Source organism: Dolichospermum heterosporum TAC447 (genome assembly GCF_024584745.1).
Taxonomy (GTDB): domain Bacteria; phylum Cyanobacteriota; class Cyanobacteriia; order Cyanobacteriales; family Nostocaceae; genus Dolichospermum; species Dolichospermum heterosporum.
In genome coordinates this window covers 1,508,660-1,531,432 of sequence record NZ_CP099464.1, presented here as the reverse complement: position 1 = coordinate 1,531,432, position 22,773 = coordinate 1,508,660, and the positions used below count along the sequence as shown (strand labels likewise).

Annotated in this window: 24 protein-coding genes and 1 pseudogene; 16 read left to right on the top strand and 9 right to left on the bottom strand. The window is 36.5% G+C overall.

Translation table 11 applies throughout. The annotated features are described in order from the left end of the window. Window positions 1-408 precede the first annotated feature (408 nt). Both nifK and NG743_RS26835 read right to left on the bottom strand, forming a co-directional pair. The gene (nifK, locus tag NG743_RS06890; RefSeq protein ID WP_027404275.1) at window positions 409-1,944 is read right to left on the bottom strand and encodes a nitrogenase molybdenum-iron protein subunit beta; all 1,536 of its coding nucleotides are present in this window, start codon (window positions 1,942-1,944) and stop codon (window positions 409-411) included. Window positions 1,945-2,105: 161 nt separating this feature from the next. Continuing rightward, window positions 2,106-2,258, bottom strand: a pseudogene (locus NG743_RS26835) (nitrogenase molybdenum-iron protein alpha chain); the annotation flags it as partial. A gap of 211 nt (window positions 2,259-2,469) precedes the next feature. Here NG743_RS26835 and NG743_RS06885 point away from each other — a divergent pair. The 7 genes from NG743_RS06885 to NG743_RS06855 all read left to right on the top strand — a co-directional run bounded on the left by NG743_RS06885 (window position 2,470) and on the right by NG743_RS06855 (window position 7,301). Then, window positions 2,470-3,771 (top strand): site-specific integrase, encoded by a 1,302-nt coding sequence (locus NG743_RS06885; RefSeq protein ID WP_027404276.1) that lies wholly within the window; start codon window positions 2,470-2,472, stop codon window positions 3,769-3,771. 99 nt (window positions 3,772-3,870) lie between these two features. Further along, complete coding sequence (locus tag NG743_RS06880; RefSeq protein ID WP_027404277.1) at window positions 3,871-4,122, top strand: type II toxin-antitoxin system HicA family toxin; 252 nt, start codon at window positions 3,871-3,873, stop codon at window positions 4,120-4,122. Beyond that, complete coding sequence (locus NG743_RS06875) at window positions 4,112-4,375, top strand: type II toxin-antitoxin system HicB family antitoxin (protein WP_257121742.1); 264 nt, start codon at window positions 4,112-4,114, stop codon at window positions 4,373-4,375. The genes NG743_RS06880 and NG743_RS06875 overlap by 11 nt, the downstream gene beginning before the upstream one ends. A 59-nt stretch (window positions 4,376-4,434) precedes the next feature. Further along, window positions 4,435-4,710, top strand: a complete 276-nt coding sequence (locus NG743_RS06870) for a hypothetical protein (protein ID WP_257121741.1) — start codon at window positions 4,435-4,437, stop codon at window positions 4,708-4,710. A gap of 280 nt (window positions 4,711-4,990) precedes the next feature. Next, window positions 4,991-5,296, top strand: coding sequence for a hypothetical protein (locus NG743_RS06865; protein WP_027404280.1), 306 nt, complete (start codon window positions 4,991-4,993; stop codon window positions 5,294-5,296). A 97-nt stretch (window positions 5,297-5,393) separates the two neighbouring features. Continuing rightward, a complete protein-coding gene (locus NG743_RS06860; RefSeq protein WP_257121740.1) occupies window positions 5,394-6,527 on the top strand; it encodes an AAA family ATPase in 1,134 nt (377 codons plus the stop codon). Window positions 6,528-7,058: 531 nt separating this feature from the next. After that, entirely contained in the window at window positions 7,059-7,301 is a 243-nt protein-coding gene (locus tag NG743_RS06855) for a hypothetical protein (protein ID WP_257121739.1), read from the top strand. 132 nt (window positions 7,302-7,433) lie between these two features. Here NG743_RS06855 and NG743_RS06850 read toward each other — a convergent pair whose 3' ends face one another. Further along, the gene (locus NG743_RS06850) at window positions 7,434-8,360 is read right to left on the bottom strand and encodes an SDR family NAD(P)-dependent oxidoreductase (protein WP_257121738.1); all 927 of its coding nucleotides are present in this window, start codon (window positions 8,358-8,360) and stop codon (window positions 7,434-7,436) included. A 663-nt stretch (window positions 8,361-9,023) separates the two neighbouring features. On the opposite strand from NG743_RS06850, the gene NG743_RS06845 reads away from it, so the two are divergent. The 5 genes from NG743_RS06845 to NG743_RS06825 all read left to right on the top strand — a co-directional run bounded on the left by NG743_RS06845 (window position 9,024) and on the right by NG743_RS06825 (window position 13,652). After that, the gene (locus NG743_RS06845) at window positions 9,024-9,983 is read left to right on the top strand and encodes an IS110 family RNA-guided transposase (RefSeq protein WP_193965010.1); all 960 of its coding nucleotides are present in this window, start codon (window positions 9,024-9,026) and stop codon (window positions 9,981-9,983) included. Between the two features lie 419 nt (window positions 9,984-10,402). Continuing rightward, the gene (locus NG743_RS06840; RefSeq protein ID WP_027404284.1) at window positions 10,403-10,981 is read left to right on the top strand and encodes a Uma2 family endonuclease; all 579 of its coding nucleotides are present in this window, start codon (window positions 10,403-10,405) and stop codon (window positions 10,979-10,981) included. A 238-nt stretch (window positions 10,982-11,219) separates the two neighbouring features. After that, a complete protein-coding gene (locus NG743_RS06835; RefSeq protein WP_027404285.1) occupies window positions 11,220-11,798 on the top strand; it encodes an Alr1449 family protein in 579 nt (192 codons plus the stop codon). Between the two features lie 318 nt (window positions 11,799-12,116). Then, window positions 12,117-12,632 (top strand): peptidylprolyl isomerase, encoded by a 516-nt coding sequence (locus NG743_RS06830; RefSeq protein WP_168466901.1) that lies wholly within the window; start codon window positions 12,117-12,119, stop codon window positions 12,630-12,632. 387 nt (window positions 12,633-13,019) lie between these two features. Continuing rightward, window positions 13,020-13,652, top strand: a complete 633-nt coding sequence (locus NG743_RS06825) for a metal-independent carbonic anhydrase family protein (RefSeq protein ID WP_027404287.1) — start codon at window positions 13,020-13,022, stop codon at window positions 13,650-13,652. A gap of 533 nt (window positions 13,653-14,185) precedes the next feature. Here the strand turns inward: NG743_RS06825 and NG743_RS06820 are convergent. Then, window positions 14,186-14,572, bottom strand: coding sequence for a toxin-antitoxin system TumE family protein (locus NG743_RS06820; protein ID WP_257121737.1), 387 nt, complete (start codon window positions 14,570-14,572; stop codon window positions 14,186-14,188). Beyond that, entirely contained in the window at window positions 14,547-14,861 is a 315-nt protein-coding gene (locus NG743_RS06815; protein ID WP_027404289.1) for a hypothetical protein, read from the bottom strand. Before NG743_RS06815 ends, NG743_RS06820 begins: the two co-directional genes overlap by 26 nt. A 189-nt stretch (window positions 14,862-15,050) precedes the next feature. Between NG743_RS06815 and NG743_RS06810 the strand changes: the two genes are divergently transcribed. After that, the gene (locus tag NG743_RS06810; protein ID WP_257121736.1) at window positions 15,051-15,188 is read left to right on the top strand and encodes a hypothetical protein; all 138 of its coding nucleotides are present in this window, start codon (window positions 15,051-15,053) and stop codon (window positions 15,186-15,188) included. Window positions 15,189-15,562: 374 nt separating this feature from the next. Further along, window positions 15,563-17,158 carry an IS1634 family transposase gene (locus NG743_RS06805; RefSeq protein WP_257122116.1) on the top strand — a complete coding sequence of 532 codons (1,596 nt, stop codon included), beginning with the start codon at window positions 15,563-15,565 and terminating at the stop codon, window positions 17,156-17,158. A 615-nt stretch (window positions 17,159-17,773) separates the two neighbouring features. Here the strand turns inward: NG743_RS06805 and NG743_RS06800 are convergent. Further along, window positions 17,774-17,998: a DUF433 domain-containing protein gene (locus NG743_RS06800; RefSeq protein WP_027404290.1), complete on the bottom strand. Its 225-nt coding sequence runs from the start codon at window positions 17,996-17,998 to the stop codon at window positions 17,774-17,776. A gap of 383 nt (window positions 17,999-18,381) precedes the next feature. After that, window positions 18,382-19,116: a Uma2 family endonuclease gene (locus NG743_RS06795; RefSeq protein WP_027404291.1), complete on the bottom strand. Its 735-nt coding sequence runs from the start codon at window positions 19,114-19,116 to the stop codon at window positions 18,382-18,384. A gap of 136 nt (window positions 19,117-19,252) precedes the next feature. Between NG743_RS06795 and NG743_RS06790 the strand changes: the two genes are divergently transcribed. Beyond that, on the top strand, window positions 19,253-19,642 hold the full coding sequence (locus NG743_RS06790; RefSeq protein ID WP_027404292.1) for a hypothetical protein: 390 nt from the start codon (window positions 19,253-19,255) through the stop codon (window positions 19,640-19,642). A gap of 16 nt (window positions 19,643-19,658) precedes the next feature. Here the strand turns inward: NG743_RS06790 and NG743_RS06785 are convergent, their stop codons facing one another. Continuing rightward, complete coding sequence (locus NG743_RS06785) at window positions 19,659-20,267, bottom strand: Uma2 family endonuclease (RefSeq protein ID WP_193962983.1); 609 nt, start codon at window positions 20,265-20,267, stop codon at window positions 19,659-19,661. A 397-nt stretch (window positions 20,268-20,664) separates the two neighbouring features. Here NG743_RS06785 and NG743_RS06780 point away from each other — a divergent pair, with 397 nt between their 5' ends. Beyond that, window positions 20,665-21,624, top strand: a complete 960-nt coding sequence (locus NG743_RS06780) for an IS110 family RNA-guided transposase (protein ID WP_193965010.1) — start codon at window positions 20,665-20,667, stop codon at window positions 21,622-21,624. A gap of 213 nt (window positions 21,625-21,837) precedes the next feature. Here NG743_RS06780 and NG743_RS06775 read toward each other — a convergent pair whose 3' ends face one another. Then, on the bottom strand, window positions 21,838-22,584 hold the full coding sequence (locus tag NG743_RS06775; protein ID WP_193962982.1) for a hypothetical protein: 747 nt from the start codon (window positions 22,582-22,584) through the stop codon (window positions 21,838-21,840). Between the last annotated feature and the right edge of the window lie 189 nt (window positions 22,585-22,773).

The following is a 22,773-nucleotide window of genomic DNA, read 5'->3' as shown; positions in this document are numbered from 1 at the left end:
TTTATACTTAGTTTGGATTGATTTATAGATTTTCTGCAAAATCTGATTAACTTAATATTTACACAGATAAACTTTCAAAAAAGATATGTATTTATCTGTATTTTCTAGGTGTGGGATTTTCATAACATTTGGTTTTGCAAGAGAAAATAGAAAAATTGTCAGAAATGGCTAACGCCACGCTACGCTATCAGGATGTCCATGATTAAAGGATGAACAGCATGAAAAGGGGGATTTTATCACCAATTACCAGGAACTTATTTGAAAATTCATCCGTCAAGTAGATCAAAGGAACAAAAAGCTTATGCTAGGAATTGGAGATAGGGGATGGGATTTTAGGTAAATTACCTAAGTCCCAATCCCCTTTGTTTATTGTCGAGGTTGGGGTTTCCCCATCCTTACAGACATTTCTTAACGAATTAAGTCGTAGGAAATATCGGTCTTACCAGCAACATTGGTGGTGCGGTCAATTTCTTCAAAGACTGTGTTAACAATCCAGTTCAACAGGTTGATGATACCTTTGTAACCAACGGTTGCATAACGGTGGTAGTGGTGACGATCCATGATAGGATAACCAATTCTGACTAAGGGTACACCACAATCGCGCCACAGGTACTTACCGTAGGAGTTACCAATTAATAGGTCTACGGGTTCTGTGAACAACAAAGAGCGTAAGTGCCACAAGTCTTTACCACCCCAGATTTTAGCGGACTTACCAAAGGTACTAGAATCTAACAATGCTTGCAATTCTTTCTCGAATACGTCGTTGGTGTTGTGAACCAAGATATGTACTGGTTCAGCGCCCATTTCTAACATGAAACCAACTACGCTATAAACTAGGTCAGGATCACCGTAGATAGCGAAACGCTTACCATGTAACCAAGCATGGGAGTCGGTCATTGCGTCAACTGCACGACCACGTTCGATTTCTAATTCTTCAGGAATAGCCTTACCAGTCATTTGGCTGAGTTTCATCAAGAACTCGTCAGTTCCCTGGATACCCCAAGGACGAGAAACACTAACGTCTTGTTTCCATTCCTTAGCAATGTATTCACGGGTCTTGGTGGTGGAGTAAGCTTGAAGAGCAATAGTAGCTTTAGCGTTGATGGAATCTGCTGCATCTTCTAGCTTAGTACCACCTGGATACATATTGTATTCACCATCACAAGGTGAATCAACATAATCACTGTTGTCAGATAACAAAGTGTAGTCAATACCCATTAAAGAGGCAATCCGCTTAATTTCGCGGTTGTTTTCTACGTAGGTATCAAAACCAGGAATAAAGTTGATTTTACCGTTGCTCTTGGCTTTCTTCTTACCTTCTGTCAAGGTAGAAAGAATTCCCTTCATCATGTTGTCGTAACCAGTGATGTGAGAACCAACGAAGCTAGGTGTGTGAGCAAAAGGGACTGGGAAATCTTGAGGAACAGAACCAGCTTCCTTAGCATTACCGATAAATGACTGTAAGTCATCACCGATAACTTCTGCCATACAGGTGGTGCAAACAGCGATCATTTTTGGCTTGTATAAGCTGTAGGAGTTAGCCAAACCATCAATCATGTTTTGTAAACCACCGAACACAGCAGCGTCTTCTGTCATGGAAGAAGAAACACCAGCAAATGGTTCTTTGTAGTGACGGGTTAAGTGGGTACGGAAGTAAGCTACGCAACCTTGAGAACCTTGAACAAAAGGAAGAGTACCTTCAAAACCCACAGCCGCAAACATAGCGCCTAAAGGTTGACAACCCTTAGCTGGGTTAACGGTTAAAGCTGTCCGTTCAAAGTTCTTTTCCCGGTATTCCCAGCTTTTTGTCCATTCGGAAACCCGTTGTACTTCTTCGTTGGTGTGACCGTTTTCAAACTGTTTCTTGTTTTCAAACAGTTGTTGGTATTCTGGCTGGTGGAATAGCTCAACGTGGTCCTGAATCTTCTTTGGATCTTGAGGCATTTCTATATCTCCAAGCTTGCTGTGTATGATGTTTGCGTTCGGTGGAGAGTGGGGAATGTGCCTCAAAATTCAGAATGCAAAATCCAGAACTTTGAATTTTTAATTTTGAATCTTGACTTCCCAACTCTCCTGGGGTAGAACCCCAGACTATCTTTTGTCCCCTAGACGGAAGCTTTAGCTTTAGCCTTAGCTTGAGCTTTCTTGTTCCAGGGAGCACCGATTAATCCCCAGGTTGGGCTGTTGAGTGCCAAATCCATGTCCCGAGCGAAGATTGCGAATCCGTCGTAACCGTGATAAGGACCGGAGTATTTATATTCCTGGTTTAATAGCTTTTAACTTCGCTATGTTTGCAGTGAGCAATGTCAGCGATAAACTATGTTTGCAATTAACTGATTTATTTTTACTCTAAATATAGTCTGAAAGATTCAGAATAAGTCTCACGCAGAGGAAAAATTAAATTTCTCTGTGCCTTGAGCGTCTCTGCGTGAAATAAATTCATATTCTTAATCAGCAACGCCAAGGATTATGAAAGAACAGCTACTATGGGAATTGGGACAAGTAAATCTGCGTTTGAAGTCTGCAAAAACCAGAGTAACAATTCGGGAATCAAATGGATGTCTGCAATTACGGGCAACTTTACCCATTAAACCGGGAGATGAGGATATCAGGGGAACTGGCAAAAAACAATACAATCTCAGTTTGAATATTCCCGCAAATTTACTAGGTTTGAAAACTGCTGAGGAAGAAGCTTATGAGTTAGGTAAGTTAATTGCGAGAAAAAGTTTTGTTTGGAATGATAAATATTTGGGAAATGAAGGAATTAAAAAGGAATTAAAAACTATTAGTGAGTTGTTAGAAAAATTTGAGGAGGAATATTTTAAAACCCATAAACGCACGACTAAAAGTGAACATACTTTTTTCTATTATTTTTCTCGCCTTAAGCGTTATACAAATGCTGATGATTTGGCAATTGGGGAAGTTTTGATTAATGCGATTGATAAGATAGATAAGGAATGGGCTAAATATAATGCTGTGAGGGCTATTTCTGTTTTTTGTCAACTTTTCAAAATTGAGATTAATTTAACTCATTATTCTAAAGTTCCTGAAAGTAATTCTCGGAATGTTCCTACTGATAAGGATATAGTTACTGGATTTTATAAGTTTGATGAATATTTGCATAATCGAGGTAAACAAGTTAATCAAGATGTGAAAGATAGTTGGCAACTTTGGCGTTGGACTTATGGAATGTTGGCGGTTTTTGGTTTACGTCCCCGTGAACTTTTTGTTAATCCTCATATTGATTGGTGGTTGAGTAATGAAAATATAGATTTAACTTGGAAGGTTGATAAGGACTGTAAAACTGGGGAAAGGGAAGCTTTACCTTTATATAAAGAATGGATTGATGAATTTGATTTAAGGAATCCTAAATATTTAGAAATGTTGGCGATCGCAATTAGTAAAAAAGACCAGAATAATCATGCAGAAATCACGGCTTTAATCCAAAGGGTGAGTTGGTGGTTTAGAAAAATTGGTTTGGATTTTAAACCCTATGATTTACGTCATGGTTGGGCAATTCGAGCGCATATTTTGGGAGTTCCTATTAAGGCTGCGGCGGATAATTTGGGTCATAGTGTGCAAATTCACACGAAAACTTATCAACGTTGGTTTTCTTTGGATATGCGAAAGTTGGCAATTAATCAGGCTTTGAGTAAACGGAATGAGGTGGAGTTGATTAAGGATGAAAATACTGGGTTAAAAATGGAGAATGAACGGTTGAAGATTGAGGTGGATAAGTTGAGAATGGAGATGGTTTATAAGAGGAGTTAAGTTTGGTTAATCAAGAATATCATTTTTGTGAAATGTGGTATAATTGGTCAATAAATAATTATCTCAACCACCTAGCGAAAAAAATGCTATGATTAGTTAATGGGTAAACTAAGTAAATTAATTAAATATCTTCTCTCTCGCCCTCCTGAAGCCAGATTTGAAGAGATTAGTTATGTTCTTGAAGCTTTTGGATATCAGGAAACTAGAGTAAGAGGAAGTCATCACGCTTTTGAGAATGAGCAAGGAGAAGTAATTATTATTCCCAAAAAAGGTGGTAAAAAAGTCAAACGAACGTATATTGAAGAAACGATTAGATTACTAGATTTGGAAAATTGGCAAGATGAAAACTAATTCTCAACTTGAGCATCAATCTTTAGAATATTATCTGTCCTTAAAATATCCCATGTCTATTTATCCAGAAGAGGACGGAGGATATACAGTAATTATTCCTGACTTACCAGGTTGTATGAGTCAGGGAGAAACTTTAGAGGAAGCGATAGAAAATATTAATGAAGCGAGAGAGTTATGGATAGAAACTGTTTATTGTAGTGGTAAAAAACAAATTCCTTTACCTTCTAAACTGATTTCTATAATTAATTCGTGAACAACCATCAAAAATTTTACCCAAACTGCTAACAACATAATCAACCAGGAGATCAGTCTATGGAAAGTATGAAAATTAAAACACACATTGGTAATGATAAAATTCTCAAAATTGAACTTCCTGATGAATTTGCCAATGAAGAATTAGAAATAGTAATTGTGTTTCAACATATTGCAGAAAAATCATTACAATCTGCAACCAAAACGCCGGAAGAATTAGGATATTCTCGTAGGTTTTTAGAAGAAGTAATTGGTAGTTGGGAAGGTGAGCCGATTGAACGTCCAGAACAGCTTTATTTTGAAAAACGGGAGGAAATTCAATCGCCTATCTCTTAGATACAAATGATTGTATTCAAAATGGTCCTAATATACACAATTTAGGTAACTTATATGTTACATCATTTGTTAGAATCAGGATATCCAGGATTTTAGGATTTACAGGATGTGATTGATTATTTTTTTAAATAATGTTGGGTTGTACTGTTGCTTAACCCAAGTTACAGACTAATCCTTATATTGATTGGTGGTTAAGTGTATATTTTTGTTAAGGTATAATAGGATGACTTAGTGCTGTGTTATACTATGTTAATCTAATATTAGATAGAAACAATGAATCATGCAAATTATGATTGAAGTTAATCTTAATATATTACATCTAAAACTGATAACAATATCAAGACTTTTTGTGGCTTTGATTCTCATTTATTTAAATTTAATTATTTCCAAGCCTTGTTTTTCCTTGCCAGGGGACAGCATTCAAAAATCCATCAAACATATTAACAGAAATCAGCTTGGAGAAGGGTTGATTTTCAAGCCATTTTATATTAACTCTATCCTAGCTCATTATGAAGCTATAATTCAGTTCCAAGGTAATAATGTCAAGATAATTGTTGGTGAAAAAGTCTCTGCTGATATGCTTTGATCGCAATTCAATGCTTTATTTAGTATAATGTTTTTGCAAAAATAGTAATTGCAATTTTCCAAATAGCAAATGATGATGAACAAATAAAACCAACAATATGTTACAAAGCCTAAATCTTCATAATTTCAAAAGCCATAAATCTACAGAACTCAATTTCGATAACTCCCGATTACATGGACTCGTAGGAAAAAACAGTGCTGGTAAAACAACTGTATTACAATCATTGAATAATCTAAGCAAACTTGTTGATTCATCATTTGCAAAGATATTTAAAGATGAAAATTCACCTCAATTCATTACAACAATTGGGGAAAAAGCTATGTCTGTAACTGCGAGTGGTCTTTGTGATGATAATAGTTATCATCAGTGGGAAGTTTCCTATAGTTGGAAGCAGGAAAATCTTAAAGATTGGATTCCAACAACATCATGGAAAATAGATGGAACTGAAGATAGTTTTGAAAAAAAGAAAACAACACCAATTAAATACCCAGATCCAATTCGTAAATCTTTAAAATCTACTGTTTACCTAAAATTAGTTGCAAGTAATCTTGCCAAAGCAGCTTACAGTGAAGAAATTACACCGAGAGTAAAGTTTGATGGTTCATTATTAGCACCAACCTTAGATTTTCTCCGTGATGAAGCACCAGATAAATTTCAATTAATAGAAGAAAAGCTGAGTCGAATTGTCCCAAATGTCCGCAAAGTTGGCATCAAGAGAGCAAAAGTTCCAGTCATTCGCAAACGGTTAATCGAAGTTGATGGTAAATCTATTTCCTATGAAGAAACTCAGGAAATGACAGGTCAAGAAGTTATATTAGACATGAATACAGGTGAACGTATTCCAGCCCATGCAATTAGCGAAGGAACAATGTTAACTTTAGGATTATTAACTGTATTAATGAATCCTAATCAACCTAATTTAGTTTTATTAGATGATGTGGAACAGGGACTTCATCCTAAAGCACAACGTGAGTTAATGACTGTTTTCAAAGAAATCATCGCCGAAAATCCTAACCTGCAAATTATTTTCTCTACTCATTCCCCTTATATTATTGATGCACTTGCTCCTTCTCAAGTCCACATATTAAATAATAGTAAATCAGGTTTCACAGTTTCCAAACGTTTAGATGAACATCCTGATGTAGAATGGGCAAAGGAAACCTTGACAACAGGTGAATTTTGGGATGCTGAAGGTGAAGATTGGGTGGTAGAAGGAGAAGTCAGTGATTGAGTTTATTGTCATAGTTGAAAGTGGTGCAGATTATAGAATAGAACAGCTACTAAGTTAGCCGAGCGAGTTTTAAAAGAAAAATTCGATTGGTTAGATGATGATATTCTGAAACATTGTTTTCAGTGGACTGGTTTAGAGTCAGGAACAGAATTTTCTTGCTGGAGAGACATTATCAAAATCATTGATGATGCAAAATCACAAATAAAATATAAACCTGCCAGATTTCTAGGTCATGATAGTAAAGGTGTATCTTTAAAAGCCGATGGAGCAGCATCTATTAAAGTTCTTAATTTAGTACGATTTCTGCAAAAAACACGACATATTAAAGCTGTTATTTTTATCCGTGATTTAGATAATCAACCGGAACGTAAAGAAGGAATTGAACAAGCACGTTCAGAACATATTAATAAAACGCCGAAATTAGAAATTATAATTGGTGCGGCTGATCCAAAACGTGAAGCATGGGTTTTAAATGGGTTTATTCCATCTAATCAACAAGAAGAACAAATACTAGAAGAAATCAAAAATAAATTGAGTTTTGATCCTTCCATAGAGTCTCACAGATTACGTGCTACTTCAGAGAAAGAACCTGAACGAATCAGAAATGTAAAAGTAGTGGTTGAACAATTCACAGGAAATGATATGGAACGGGAAAAGCTATGTTGGGAAGAGACAGATTTAAAACATCTACGAGAGAGAGGAGTTGATACGGGTTTGACAGATTATATCTGCGAAGTTGAGGAACGATTAGCGGCAATTCTTGTGTCCGAGTGAAAACTATTATAGACCTGAGAGCGATCGCTTCGCTCGCCGTAGGCATCGCACGGCAAGCTTCACAATGGCGGAAAAGATGGCTCGAATTTAGGTTAATGGTAGACATTGCCCATTTTCTTATTTGCCTGGGTTTTATGCCTTTTTATTCAATTCAAATTTCACGCCGGTGAGTTGTTCCGATACAACCCAAAGTTTTTGAGCGATCGCTCGATCTTTGGATAACTGATTTGATTCCACCTTGACTGGATAGCCACTTATCTCCATAAATCCATTGGGACCGAAATATTCCGCCCCTTTCAAACCTTCTTCAATTGCCGCCCGCAGAGTTGGTAATGCGCCCATTGTGATATCTTGAGCAAAGATACCATTGAGATATTTCATCACATCACCCGCCGTTCTCTGCAATTCAGTTGCAGTCCAACCCGGATGTGAAGCAGTTACAAGGGTGTTGATCCCTTGCTCTTTTAGTTTCCGGTCGAGTTCGTAGGTAAAATAAAGATTAGCAAGTTTGCTATCACCGTAAGCCGTCCATTGGGCATAATTTCTCTTTTCCCAATTCAAATCATCGAAATCTAGTTTGCCAAAATTATGTGCGCCGCTGGAAACATTGACAATTCGTGAAGCTTTCGTGCTAATCAAAAGTTTTAAAAGTTGTCCCGTCAAAGCGAAATGTCCGAGATGATTAGTTCCAAATTGTAATTCAAAACCATCTGTAGTTTTTGAATACGGTGGAATCATTACACCCGCATTATTAATCAATAAATCCAAACGTGAATAATTTTTCTGAAAGTTTTCAGCAAAATTGTTAACCGATGCTAAATTCGCCAAATCAAGTTCCATTACCCGAACATCAGCATCTTTATTCTGTTGAATAATTTCCGCCAACGCCTTATTTCCTTTCTCCAAATTACGAACCGCAATGATCACAGATGCTTGTTTATTAGCTAAAACCCGCGCCGTTTCATAACCGATACCGCTACTTGAACCTGTGACAATTACTATTCTGCCTTTTTGACTCAGAATATTTTCCGTGTTCCATTTTTCGTTTTTCATCATCATAAGATAGTTAAATTAACTAATTTACACAAATAAATACCACATTCAACTTAGGGAACACCAAAAAATAAATTACCCAATTTTGTGGGATGGGCATCCTGCCCGTCCTTGATGATTAGCGGGCAAGATGCCCGCACCACAAGAAATTTTTGGGTATTTTTTTAATTGGAAGTCCCTTAGTGAAAATATTGAATTTTTCAGCTTTGTTTAAGGCAAGTCTATTTACGTATAACATACTAGACTTATTTTAAACTCCTATGTACACCCCAAAATGTGAAAACAATCTTAATAATTTGGGTTCTACCGCTCCCCTTATGGAAGAGAATATTAATTTAATTTTCGTAGGTTGGGTTGAACGAAGTGAAACCCAACATTAGCGGGAGGATAAATAAGAGGTGTTGGGTTTCGTTCCTCAACCCAACCTTGTATCTTAGAGGTATGTTAGAAGAAGTGGTAGACCGTCCCAACCTGGGTCAGAAAAGACCGCTTTGTAGCAAGGATCACCACAACAATCTCCATGACAGAACTCGAACAGTCGCCTGGGGTAAAAACTATGAACAAAGACATAGATAATATAGCCCGTATCGTGCAAGGATGAGTGAAATCAAGGGGATGAATAAAAACAAAACAAATTAAAAAGAAGTAATTGAAATTGGAGAGTTAAAAATGGATTATATCTCCCAATGGGTAGGCATTGACGTAAGTAAAGCAACACTTGATGTTTATATCCGTCCAATGGGTAAAGCATTTCAATTTGCTAATACTGAAACAGAAATAGCTAATCTAGTTAAGCAACTTCAATCTAACGATTTAAACCTAATCGTACTGGAAGCAACAGGAGGACTAGAAACAGAATTAATCATTCAATTGCAAGCGGCTCTTTTACCAGTAGCATTAATCAATCCTCGTCAGGGAAGAGACTTTGCTAAAGCTACAGGTAAGTTAGCCAAAACCGATGCCATTGATGCACAGATTTTGGCGCATTTCGGTGAAGCAATGAAACCGGAGGTGTTAGCAATCGAAAGTGAAATGTCACGTCAATTAGGCGAATTAATTAGTCGCCGAAGACAATTAGTAGAAATGTCTACAGCGGAAAAGAATCGCCGTGACCGCGCTCGTGGTAAAGCTTTGACAGATATTGAATCCCATATTGATTATCTTGAGCAACATCTTCAACAACTCAATCAAGAAATTGAGACGTTGACCCAAAATAATCAACAATGGATTGATAAAGTCAATCTACTCAAAACTACTCCTGGCGTTGGTCAAGTAATTTCTACCACTTTAGTTTCTGACTTACCAGAATTAGGTCAATTAACTGCCAAACAAATCTCTCGCTTAGTTGGTGTTGCACCAATTAATCATGATAGTGGTCAGCACAAAGGTAAGCGCATGATTAATGGTGGTCGCGCCCATGTTCGTGCCATTCTTTATATGGGTGCTGTTGTTGCCATGCGTCATAATCCTGTTATCAAAACTTTTTATGAGCGCTTGGTTGAACGTGGTAAACCCAAAAAATTGGCCATTACTGCTTGCGTTCATAAAATGTTAGTTATTTTAAATGCGATGATTCGAGATCATCTTCCTTGGTCTATTTCTCAAGACTCACAACCAATTTCTGCATAAAGTTCTACTGTCGTTTTTATACCTCCAATCTAGTTTGGTAATTTATGGCAATCTATAATTTACCTGTTTTGTTCTGTTCTGTTTTTCTCCTCTATTTTCTGACTTTTTTCCTAGACTTTAAATTTTTCCTTAACGATCGCTTGACAATCAAGACAGTCGCTACAATAAATCTTGTTTTACATAAAGGGAACGGTAGAGCCATAATTTGTAAATATTTTCATCCTTGCTATCTTGGCGCGAAACTTACCTGAAAATAATTGTAATTGTAAGTAGGTGAACACAATAAAACCAAAGTGTGTAAAGAAACGTAAAATCGCCCAAAACCTCTTTACTCTTGCCTATTGCCTTGCCATAACGACAATTTTCAACGCCAACCTACTTAGTTGCTATAATCAAAACGAACTTAAAAACACCCTGCTATGATCGCCATTCCCCAACAACTGCCAAAAATGACCATTGAGGAATATTTCACCTGGGAACTTGACCAGGATATTCGCTATGAATACATCAACGGCGAAGTTTTTGCCATGACAGGTGGGACAATTCCCCACAATGATATTGCTCTCAATCTTTACAGACCTCTATATTCTCATCTTCGTCCTAGAGGTTGTCGAGTCAATGTGTCAGATGTGAAAGTGCAAGTTACCCCTAAAAGCCCATACTTCTATCCTGATCTTATCGTCAGTTGTCACCCTGATGACCTTAATGCCCGCAAATTTATTCAAAACCCTAAATTGATTGTTGAAGTTCTTTCTCCTGGTACAACTAATAAAGATAGAGGAGAAAAATTCAGATATTATTTAACAATACCCAGTTTACAAGAATACATCTTGATTGATTCCGAAAAAATATCTGTTGAACGTTACTGTCGAGGAGAAGGAAGAATGTGGCTTTACTATCCCTACACTACTGGAGACATCATCACTTTATCAAGTATTGAATTTGAATTTCCCATAGAAATGCTTTATGATGGTGTAGGATTGGAAATAGAAACATAAAAATATATTTCCAACATAAGTTTGATAAGAGGATGTTTGAAAAGTTTCCGGCGATTAGAAATCGCTACTACACAAACAAAGTCCACCTGCGTGGACTAACTAAAAATCAAGGCTTTTGAACCCACGAAGGTGGGTTTCGTCTGTGTAGCCGCGACTTCTAGTCACCCTTGCAAGTAATAAATTAGACTTTTCAAACACCCTCTAAATGTCAGTTAAAATTTAATCCCTTATTAAAACTATGGCAAAGCGTAAAAAAAGCAATCTTCAATGGATTAAAGAAACCCTAGAATTAAGCCCAGATCATCATTGGGAGGGTCCTGATGATTATAAGATTTTTGTAGCTGGGAGGGGCGCGGTTCGCTTCAATGTTCCCCAAAATTGGGTGTTTGAACCACAAGAAAAATCTTTTAAGTTCATGGATAAAAAACCACCTGATGATGATTGTTGTTTAGAGGTATCTTACAATCATTTACCCCCGAATGACTGGACACTTTTTCCCCTTAAACATACTTTGAAAAAAATCATGGAAGATGACAGCCGTGATGTGATTGAAAGGGGAGAGGTGATTACTGTTAAGCGACAAACAGCCCGGATTATGTGGTGTGAAATTAAATTTATTGACACTCAATCCGAACCCAGGGAAGCTTTTTCTCGGACTTGTGTGGGTTTGGGTTCAAATATTCAATGTTTAATTACCTTTGATTATTGGGCAGATCAAGCAGAGCAATTAATCCCGATTTGGGATGAAGTGATGCGGAGTTTGACACTAGGATTATATATCAGAGATCCGAGAACTGGTTTAGCTTTTCCCGATTAAGTAAGTGGGCGTTAAAAAATATAATATAAACCTAACCCCCCAACCCCCTTCCCTACCAGGGAAGGGGGAATCAAAGCCTCTCCCCTGGTAGGGGAGAGGTTTGGAGAGAGGTTTTATATTTAATTGTGCCAAGCTACTTAAAATGCCGATAAAATAACCTCAGCTTGAGTTTTCGCATTACGAGTGGAGGTTGTTGGTTTGACAGTAGATGGTGCGAATTTGGGTTAATTGTGGATGTTGGTGAAAATTATTTCCCAGATTTTGGGTAAACTGGAGACTGCAAATTAACCCATTACACAGATTCGTAATTCAATATTCATGGCAAATCCCACCGCAACTCTAGAAACTTCCCTTGGTACTATTACTCTTGAGCTATTTACCGATGTTATGCCCATAACGGCGGGAAATTTCATCAAATTGGCTAAAAGTGGGTTTTATGATGGTTTGCATTTCCACCGTGTGATTAATAACTTCATGGTGCAGTTTGGTTGTCCTTACAGTAAAGATCCTAGCTCTCCGCGTGCGGGTACAGGCAATAGTCCTGATGGGTGCATTCAAGATGAGCATCCTGAAGATGGGAAACTTTCTAACGAACCAGGAACTCTCTCTATGGCTAATACAGGGAGACCTAATAGTGGTAGTTGCCAGTTTTTTATCAACACTGTCCACAATCACTATCTGGATTGGTTTACACCTGGTCAATCTAAACACCCTGTTTTCGGTCGAGTTACTGAAGGGATGGATGTATTGAAAGCCATTGAAACTACTCCCACGGGTGCAGGCGATCGCCCCAAAACTCCAGTTAAAATGATCAAAGTAACTATCCACGAATAAAATCAAGGATTAGTGCGGAGGCTTCTCCGCACACCGCTATCTTCAAGGGACTTCCAATTAAGTAGGTGAACACAATAAAACCAATCTGTGTAAAGAAAAGTAAAATCGCCCAAACCCTTTTCACTCTTGCCTCTTGCATGAGTGCCTCTTGCCTTGCCATAACGACTATTTTTAATGCTAACCTACTTACTTATCTCATCAACCGCCTTGTCACCCGTTAAGCAGAAAATTAACACACATTGAAATGGTTAATCCTAGATCATTAAATGATAGCATAGATGATTACTTATGGTAACTATTTATAGTAAATATTGGACTGATTTGGCACAAGGTTGTTAGATGTTGTTGAGACGTTTTTTAACTTCCCCTTTGATATTTCTTGTTAGTATGCATACAAACCCCTTTAAACAATTACAAGTCAATCTTTCTGTAACGGCTGCTACTATAGCCTTGTTGGTTACTGCGCCATCAATGGCTCATGGTCAAGTTAATAGTACCACCACTAAGCCAACCTCATCAAATTCTAAGACATCAGTAGTTAATATATCCATTACTGAGGCTGAAGTGCTGGCTGCTCAAAAAGCCTGGGGTGAAGCATTGGTTTCCATCAGTACCACCTATGATGAAAAGGGGATAGCCGCTGCTAGAAAATTGGCTGACAATATAATAGATCAATCATATGCTTATCAATCGGGATTGGTGTTGTTCAAGCCAACCTTGACAACTGGAGACCAGACCTTCCGCACGACACACAAAGGAGCTTTGTCTTATTTTGTGGGTGGTGATTCCTCCTTCCCTCAAGATACTGGTTTTGCTCTCAAAGGATGGCGAAAGGTGGAAATTCGCAACGCTGGTATTTTTATTGTTGGTAATACTGCTACCACTATGGGTAATGTTTCCATAACTGATAAAACAGGTAAAGTCACAAAAGTAGATAAAACCTGGCAGTTTATTAGAGGTGGTGATGGCAAATTGCGTATTATTCTACACCATTCTTCTCTGCCCTATAGTCCAAAATAAACATGGAATAGATCCCCGACTTCTCTAAGAAGTCGGGGATATGAAATAACTCTAATCGCATTAAAATGAGTAATTGGACAAAAATATTTACAGTCATTGCGAGCGAAGGGAAGCAATCACAACCCTTGGAATTGCTTCATGTCACTTCGTTCCATATGGCTAACGCCACGCTGCGCTAACGCAATGACATTGTGTAATTAATTCTGTCTCACTACTTAAGGTTGTTAATTTGACGGTGATTAATTGTCTGATAGCGTAGCGTGGCGCAAGCCATATCAGGATTTCCAGGATTTCAGAATTTACAGGATGACGGATCTGTTTGTAGATGAGGTTGCTAATTTGAGGATATACTAAACACGGGTGAGGTTTAAACTTTTGCCAAATGACAAAGAACCCAGATGTGTAGGGGTAAAGCATGAGCTAAACCCCTACGTTTAGAATCAAACAATCAAACCGTTTTGAGTATAATTAATTGGTGAGCAATCGCTGTGGGAAATTGTCTGATAGCATAGTGTACCAGAATTTGAAAGTTTTCAACTATCCTCTAAATAGTCCCTAATAATCTCTAAAATCACTTGTTCAAGCTCTGGAATTGTAGATGGGATAATTTCATCTTTAATATGCTTATGATCTGCGTAGCCCAAATCAGGTTTGTGTTTTGCATTATCATAGCGAAATATTAAGTTGTTTTCATTGTCTTGATAATGGAATGAATAAGAGAGCTTTTCTAATGATTCTTGTAGATCAATGTATTCTTTGAAAAATAAGCGACTCCCTGGTGAAAATTCTAAATTTCCCTGGATAAACCCGACATAGTTTGATCTAGCATCTACTGAAAAATTAAAGGATATAATCCACCCTTGGTTCACATATTTTTGAATAATGACAACAATATTAGCTTGGTAATTGTTGAGTGACATATTCTATAGCATCCAACTTTTGTAAAGCATTAATTAATTTGTCCTTAATTTTAATTTCTCCTGCCCAACTTACATATTCATCGTCCCCTCCTGATAGGTTTTCTGCTGTCCAATTAGTCCAGAAAAATTCCGATGAAACCTGATATTTTGTTTCAAATTCTTGCAATAATTTATTAGTTTTCTCTAAGGATCTTTGTAAATTTTTAATCTCAGATTCAATAGCTCCTTTAATTAGGTTTTGGACGATTTCAACGTCGGGAGAATCAGATTTAATTTGTACTTGTAACATAAGGTTTACTTCTTGTCGTTACTAATTAATTATAGCATTTGTCTGATAGCGTGGCGCAAGCTATAGGAGGATTTACAGGATGAGGGATCTGTTCGCAGATGAGGCTGCTAATTTGACGGTGATTAATTGTCTGATAGCGTAGCGTGGCGCAAGCCATATCAGGATTTCCAGGATTTCAGGATTTACAGGATGAGGGATCTGTTTGCAGATGAGGCTGCTAATTTGATGGTGATTAATTGTCTAAATCAGGATTTACAGGATTTCAGGATTTACAGGATGAAGGATTCGGTGGTTAATTGGTGGCGATCGCTGTCCCTATATCCCTAGATCCCCGACTTCTCAAAGAAGTCGGGGATCTGAATAACTCTAATCGCACCAAAATAAGGTTGTTACCCACATTCCGCACCCTGAACTGTCACATATCAAAAAAGCCTAGCGAGTAGTACATAATAACTAAAAATCATTCGAAGGGTAAGAGGCTTAATGATAGTAAGTAGCATTAAGCTGGGCATGGAGTGAGAAAGTGGAACTTCGTAACGGGACTGAAAGAAAGAGAAAATTCGATATGATTAAAAAATTAATTGTTCACAAAAGCAAGAAATGAGAGAATCACAATAGAACAAGTAGAGGAATCTGTTGTGAAATTAAAACCCCAAGAAATAGAAATTCAAAACATAGATCATCTAGGGATAGTAGCAGGGATGATAGATTCAATCGGAATAGTAGAAATAATAAATGAATTAATAGGAGTTGAAAAAGACGAGAAAGTAAGTGCAGGTCAAGTAGTAAAAGCCATGATAATAAACGGGTTAGGATTTGTATCGAAACCCTTATATATGTTTCCCCAATATTTTGAAACAATCGCCTGTGAACATCTAATAGGAGCAGGAGTAAAACCAGAATATCTCAACGACGATAAACTGGGGAGAGTTATGGATAAACTATTTATCAAAGGATTGGATACACTATTTTTTATCATAGCCTTAAAAGCAGCACAAAAATTTGGAGTATCACTGTCAACCTCGCATTTAGACTCATCATCAATACACGTGCATGGGCAATATAATACAAGTTTACCAGAAGTAATATTTGAGAATCAAAAAGTAGGAAATAACCAAGAATTAGAAGAATTAGCAGTAAAATCACCAAAAGAGATAACCATCACCTACGGTTATTCCCGTGACCATAGACCAGATTTAAAACAATTCATCATAGAAATGATATGTTCAGGAGATGGAGACATACCAATATTTTTAAAACTAGCATCAGGAAACCAAACAGATTCATCATGCTTTGGTCAAATAGCAGTAGAATATCAAAAACAATTAGAAGTTAATAGTCTCATCGTTGCTGACGCTGCTTTATATACAGAATCAAACCTGAAAATGATGTCAGAATTACGTTGGTTATGTCGAGTACCATTAAGCATAAAAGCAGCAAAATCATTAATATCAACATTACCAGAATCAGAATTTATTGATAGTACAATACCAGGATATAAATTAGCATCAAAAACCGAAAATTATGCAGGGATAGAACAAAGATGGTTAGTAGTGCAAAGTCAAGAAAGAAGAGAATCAGACCTGCGTAAGCTCAGACAAAAAATTACCAAAGCAGAATCAAAAGCTGTGAAAGATTTGAAAAAGTTATCACAAGAGAGATTTGCTTGTGAGGCTGATGCTATCAAGGCATTATCAAAATTATCAAAACAATTCAAATATCATCAAATTAACGAAATTTTGGTTACTCAAATCAAATTTAAGACAAAAGATTCTTCAGAAGAAATATCTTACCAAATATCAGCTACAGTTTCCGAAAATGAAAGTAAAATTAATACAGAATTGCTGAGTGCAGGACGTTTTATTATTGCTACGAATGTTTTAGATTCAAATGAACTTAGCAATGATTCCATGCTGAGTGAATATAAAGCTCAACAGTCTTGTGAGCGGGGGTTCGGTTTTCTTAAAGACCCATTATTTTTTGCAGACAGTATTTTTCTCAAAAGTCCTGAGAGAATAGAGTCTCTGGGAATGATTATGGGTTTATGTCTACTGGTTTATACTTTGGCTCAACGTCAAATTAGAAATGCTCTGAAAGATTCTAAATCAACAATTAAAAATCAATTAGGTAAAGCAACTGACCGTCCTACTTTACGCTGGATTTTTCAATGCTTTCAGTGTATTCATTTAGTTGAATATAACAACGAACAACACGTCTCTAATTGGACTCAAGATAGGGATTTTATTCTGAATCTTTTACCAGATGATTGTTTTCATTACTATCAATTAGCCACTTAATTCTTCTCTCCATTAATTTAATTAATATCAGATTTAGGAGCTAATCTGTTTGATTTATTGCTCTATTTTACTATGTCTATAATTTCGTTTTTTACTTCAATTTATTAGTCTAACTTATAATCTGTATCTTGAATATCTTCATTTATTTATCTTTTTCTCCCTCTGGGTGGTGTTCATTCTTGTTGCTCCTTATTGACAATGGGTTTTGATGCCATTTTTGGTGTTTTTCTTTTTTGCCAATGTATTTTCTCGATAATATGTTATTTTTTATTCTCAATTTTATTTCTTGCCTATGTAATTCCACTCCTGTGACAGTTGGGGTGCGGAATGTGGGTTGTTAATTTGAGGATAATTAATTGTCTGAATCAGGATTTCCAGGATTTCAGGATTTACAGGATGAGGGATCTATTTGCAGATGAGGTTGTTAATTTGACGCTGATTAATTGGTGGCGATCGCTGTGGTACATTATTTGATAGCTTACAGGATGTGATTTATCATTTTAAGCGATCGCTTTCTAGTATCAAACATTAATTATTTAAAAGCTTCAATCTGATCCAGATAAACATTAATTAACTGATGATCAGCCACTAAAATTTCATCGAATAAAAACCCATTCATGCGATTTTTCTCACTTGATAATGATTCCCCATCAACTTTGCTGCAAATTGAATACAAGCATAAATATCTTCTCGTTGTAGAGAGGGGTACTCTTCCAGAATTTCCTCAATTGAATCACCAGCGCCTAAAAACTCCATAATTGTTTGTACAGAAATTCGAGTATTAGTAATAATGGGTCGTCCATTACAAATGTCTGGATGAATAGTTATTCTACTTTCCATTTTGGTTACTTCTTGTCGTTACTGATTAATTGTAGCATTTGTCTGATAGCTTGGCGCAAGCTACATGAGGATTTCCAGGATGTGATTTATCATCGCTTATATCCCCGACTTCTCTAAGAAGTCGAGGATATGAAATAACTCTAATCGCACCACAATAAGGTTGTTAATTTGAGGATAATTAATTGTCTGAATCAGGATTTCAGGATTTACAGGATGAGGTATTCGGTGGTTAATTGGTGGCGATCGCTGTGGGAATTTGTCTGAATCAGGATTTACAGGATGAGGTTGCTAATTTGAGGATAATTAATGATGAGTGATCGCTGTCCCTATATCCCTAGATCCCCGACTTCTCAAAGAAGTCGGGGATCTAAATGGGATCTAAATTAAATTGTATCTGGATCAATATTTAATTCTCGCAACTTTGCTGCTAACCGTTGAGCTTTTTCATCAAACATTGTTGCTCTTTGAGCTTCAATTGCTGCTCTTTGTGCTTCAAATTCTGCACTTTCTTCCGGTGTAGGAACTAAATATCCAGCAGATGTAAAATACCTTAATAAACCCCGGTCAATTCCCAAATATAAACCCAGTTCTTGACTCCATAAATGTCCATTTTCATTGGGTTCTACAACTTGATATTTACCATGTATTAAATAAAAACCTGCAAATTCTAAGCTATAGGGATCAAACCAAAAATACTCAGGTGTGCGGAAAATATCTTGATAAAGTTCTTTTTTAGTTTCTCTGTCAGTTTTCGCTGTAGTTGGTGAAAGAATTTCCACAATCAGGTTAGGATATTTACCATTTTCTTCCCATACAACCCAACTTTTTCTAGTTTTTCTTTCCGTTCCTAGAACTACGAAAAAATCTGGACCTCTCACATCTTTTGATTTTTTTTGATGGGGACTATAGTAAATACTGAGATTTCCGACAGCATAAAAATCAGTTCTCTCTTTCCATAACCATTTGAGTGATTTTATTAAGAGCATTATTTGTTCGAGATGCAGTTCTGTTTCCACTGGCGGTTCATCACTATATAAGTCACTGGGTGGGAAAATTATCTCTTCTGATATATCTTCTAATGTGTTAGATGGGGATTCTGGCGCTTGAGTAATCATCATGTATGATACCAAGTAATTATTTGTTGATTATAACATGACTCCGAAAATGTTAAGTTATACCTACACAACACCAAAAACATTTCTAATTATGTTTATGAAAATGTTACGATATCACTGGTAGTAGAGGAGAACAACAATGAAAAAAGCATTGATGATCAAAATACTCATTTCATCCTTAACTTGCTTAAATATATTTACCTCTCATCAGGTTGCGGCTCAACTTTTACCACAACCTTGGGTAACGGTGGGAAGTAAAGATAGTGAAGTTACCTATGGTGCGGGTGTTAAGGTTTTAGGTTTTGGTCTTGAAGTAGGAAGGAGTCCTCAAGGTGCTATGGGAGCAGATTTTTTAAAATTCTTGAGTTTACCAGTTATTTCACCTTATGTCGGAATTGGTTGGTATTCGGAAGATCAAGGAGTGGCTGTTTCTGGTGGTGTACAAGTAGTCACTAGCGATCATGTTTTTGTGGGTGCTGGTTACAATTCTGTGCGAGGAGTTAATGGTCAAATTGGTGTGAAATTTTAGAGGATGTTTGGATTTTTTAATTCTTTTCTTCAATCCCCTTATCTCCTGTTAAGCCTTCTATTTCTTCTTCAGTAAAAATAGGAGGCCATAATTCAGAAACAGCTAATTCCCAACCTGGAAAAAGTTCTGGTAAAGTTAAAATATCGCCATTATGAAAAACTATTGGTTCACCTTGAGAAGGATAAACTGTTACTGTTTCTTCATCAGGATCAATTAAAATTCCAATAATTGCACCTAATTTGATCAAGTTGAGAATCTTATTTTTTAATGTTTTAATTTTATCACTTTGAGATTTAATTTCTACTACTAAATCTGGTCCAAGTTCGCCAAAATAGCGAGGACTTTGACGCAGACGTGCAGCCCGAACAAAAGAAACATCCGGTGCGGTGAGGTTGCTATCAGGTAAAATAAAACCACCAGCAGAATCAAATACTCTTCCTAAACGACGAGGATTTACCCAAGCGAAGAGAAAAGCAATTAAACGACTGCTAATTTCACTAGATACAATATCTGATGGACCTACAATAGAAATTCTCCCGTTTGTTAATTCAACATCGTAATCTAAACCAGCTTCACTAAAAGCAGTTTGAACTTGTTCTACATCTTTCAGGGTCATGATTGGCATAAATTTATGCTCCTTGTTATAAATGTCAGTTATTAATATTTTAAACCATTTGTCAGAATCAGGATATCCAGGATTTTAGGATTTACAGGATGTAATTGATTATTTTTTTGATTTTTTCAAATTATGTTGGGTTGCGCTGTTGCTTAACCCAACCTTGTATCTTAGAGGTATGTTAGAAGAAGTGGTAGACCGTCCCAACCTGGGTCAGAAAAGACCGCTTTGTAGCAAGGATCACCACAACAATCTCCATGACAGAACTCGAACAGTCGCCTGGGGTAAAAACTATGAACAAAGACATAGATAATATAGCCCGTATCGTGCAAGGATGAGTGAAATCAAGGGGATGAATAAAAACAAAACAAATTAAAAAGAAGTAATTGAAATTGGAGAGTTAAAAATGGATTATATCTCCCAATGGGTAGGCATTGACGTAAGTAAAGCAACACTTGATGTTTATATCCGTCCAATGGGTAAAGCATTTCAATTTGCTAATACTGAAACAGAAATAGCTAATCTAGTTAAGCAACTTCAATCTAACGATTTAAACCTAATCGTACTGGAAGCAACAGGAGGACTAGAAACAGAATTAATCATTCAATTGCAAGCGGCTCTTTTACCAGTAGCATTAATCAATCCTCGTCAGGGAAGAGACTTTGCTAAAGCTACAGGTAAGTTAGCCAAAACCGATGCCATTGATGCACAGATTTTGGCGCATTTCGGTGAAGCAATGAAACCGGAGGTGTTAGCAATCGAAAGTGAAATGTCACGTCAATTAGGCGAATTAATTAGTCGCCGAAGACAATTAGTAGAAATGTCTACAGCGGAAAAGAATCGCCGTGACCGCGCTCGTGGTAAAGCTTTGACAGATATTGAATCCCATATTGATTATCTTGAGCAACATCTTCAACAACTCAATCAAGAAATTGAGACGTTGACCCAAAATAATCAACAATGGATTGATAAAGTCAATCTACTCAAAACTACTCCTGGCGTTGGTCAAGTAATTTCTACCACTTTAGTTTCTGACTTACCAGAATTAGGTCAATTAACTGCCAAACAAATCTCTCGCTTAGTTGGTGTTGCACCAATTAATCATGATAGTGGTCAGCACAAAGGTAAGCGCATGATTAATGGTGGTCGCGCCCATGTTCGTGCCATTCTTTATATGGGTGCTGTTGTTGCCATGCGTCATAATCCTGTTATCAAAACTTTTTATGAGCGCTTGGTTGAACGTGGTAAACCCAAAAAATTGGCCATTACTGCTTGCGTTCATAAAATGTTAGTTATTTTAAATGCGATGATTCGAGATCATCTTCCTTGGTCTATTTCTCAAGACTCACAACCAATTTCTGCATAAAGTTCTACTGTCGTTTTTATACCTCCAATCTAGTTTGGTAATTTATGGCAATCTATAATTTACCTGTTTTGTTCTGTTCTGTTTTTCTCCTCTATTTTCTGACTTTTTTCCTAGACTTTAAATTTTTCCTAACGATCGCTTGACAATCAAGACAGTCGCTACCGATTAAAAATTTTATCCTTTGTGCTTTCAACGCTCGTTTGTTAAAACAAACTATAAGTTCTGATTTATATAATCATAATGCTTTTTGGACATTTCTCCTGACAATATACTCATATCACAAAAATCCTCTTCCGATATGTTTGCAGGAATACGATGAATAGACTGACATATTTGTAACCAGTTATCTTCATAATTCATATTCAATCCATTGGTTTTATTAAGCAAGAAAACAAACGAATACCAACCAAACTTTATATATTTATGAACATGAGGAAATCTAAACAATTCTGCATTTATGATTCCAAACCTTTGTTTAGCATGAATGGTTGTATTACGCATTTTTCTATAGATATTTTCACAGTATCCATTCAAATAATCTAGTTCTTCTGGTGTAGCATTATGTGACATTAAAAAGTTTTTCCATTTTTCATAGAAAGATTTTCCTAATACATTGTTGTCAATAACGTCATTGATCACAGATTCCATCTTCATTTGAAAAAATATTGCTGCATTAATGCAGTATTTAGCCTCCGCTTCACGTAAAGTTATAAGATAACTACTCCAGTGTAAAGCATTTATAGGATCAGCAGAATCTACATCAATATCTCGTACTGTTAGGTTTGAAGATAAAATGTCTATATCATGATTTTCTTTGAAATCATAAGAAACAACATGGATGTTATTATTAGTCAAAGCCCTTGATATAGGTTCAATATATATAAGATATGCTTTATACAACTCATCTAAGGCTTTATTTCCTGCATATTGGGCGATATCAAAATAATTTAGATCAAGCATATTCAAACTAAGTAACCTTGGTTAATATAATAACATTTTTTCTAAGACATATTTCTGATTATGTTATGGATATTAATACTAAAAAATACCTAAAACACCTGATATAACTAGGTTTCGCTAAAAGAGAATCAAAAATTTAATAAAAATATGATTTCTGATTATTGAATCCCTTACTATGTAAGGACTTAA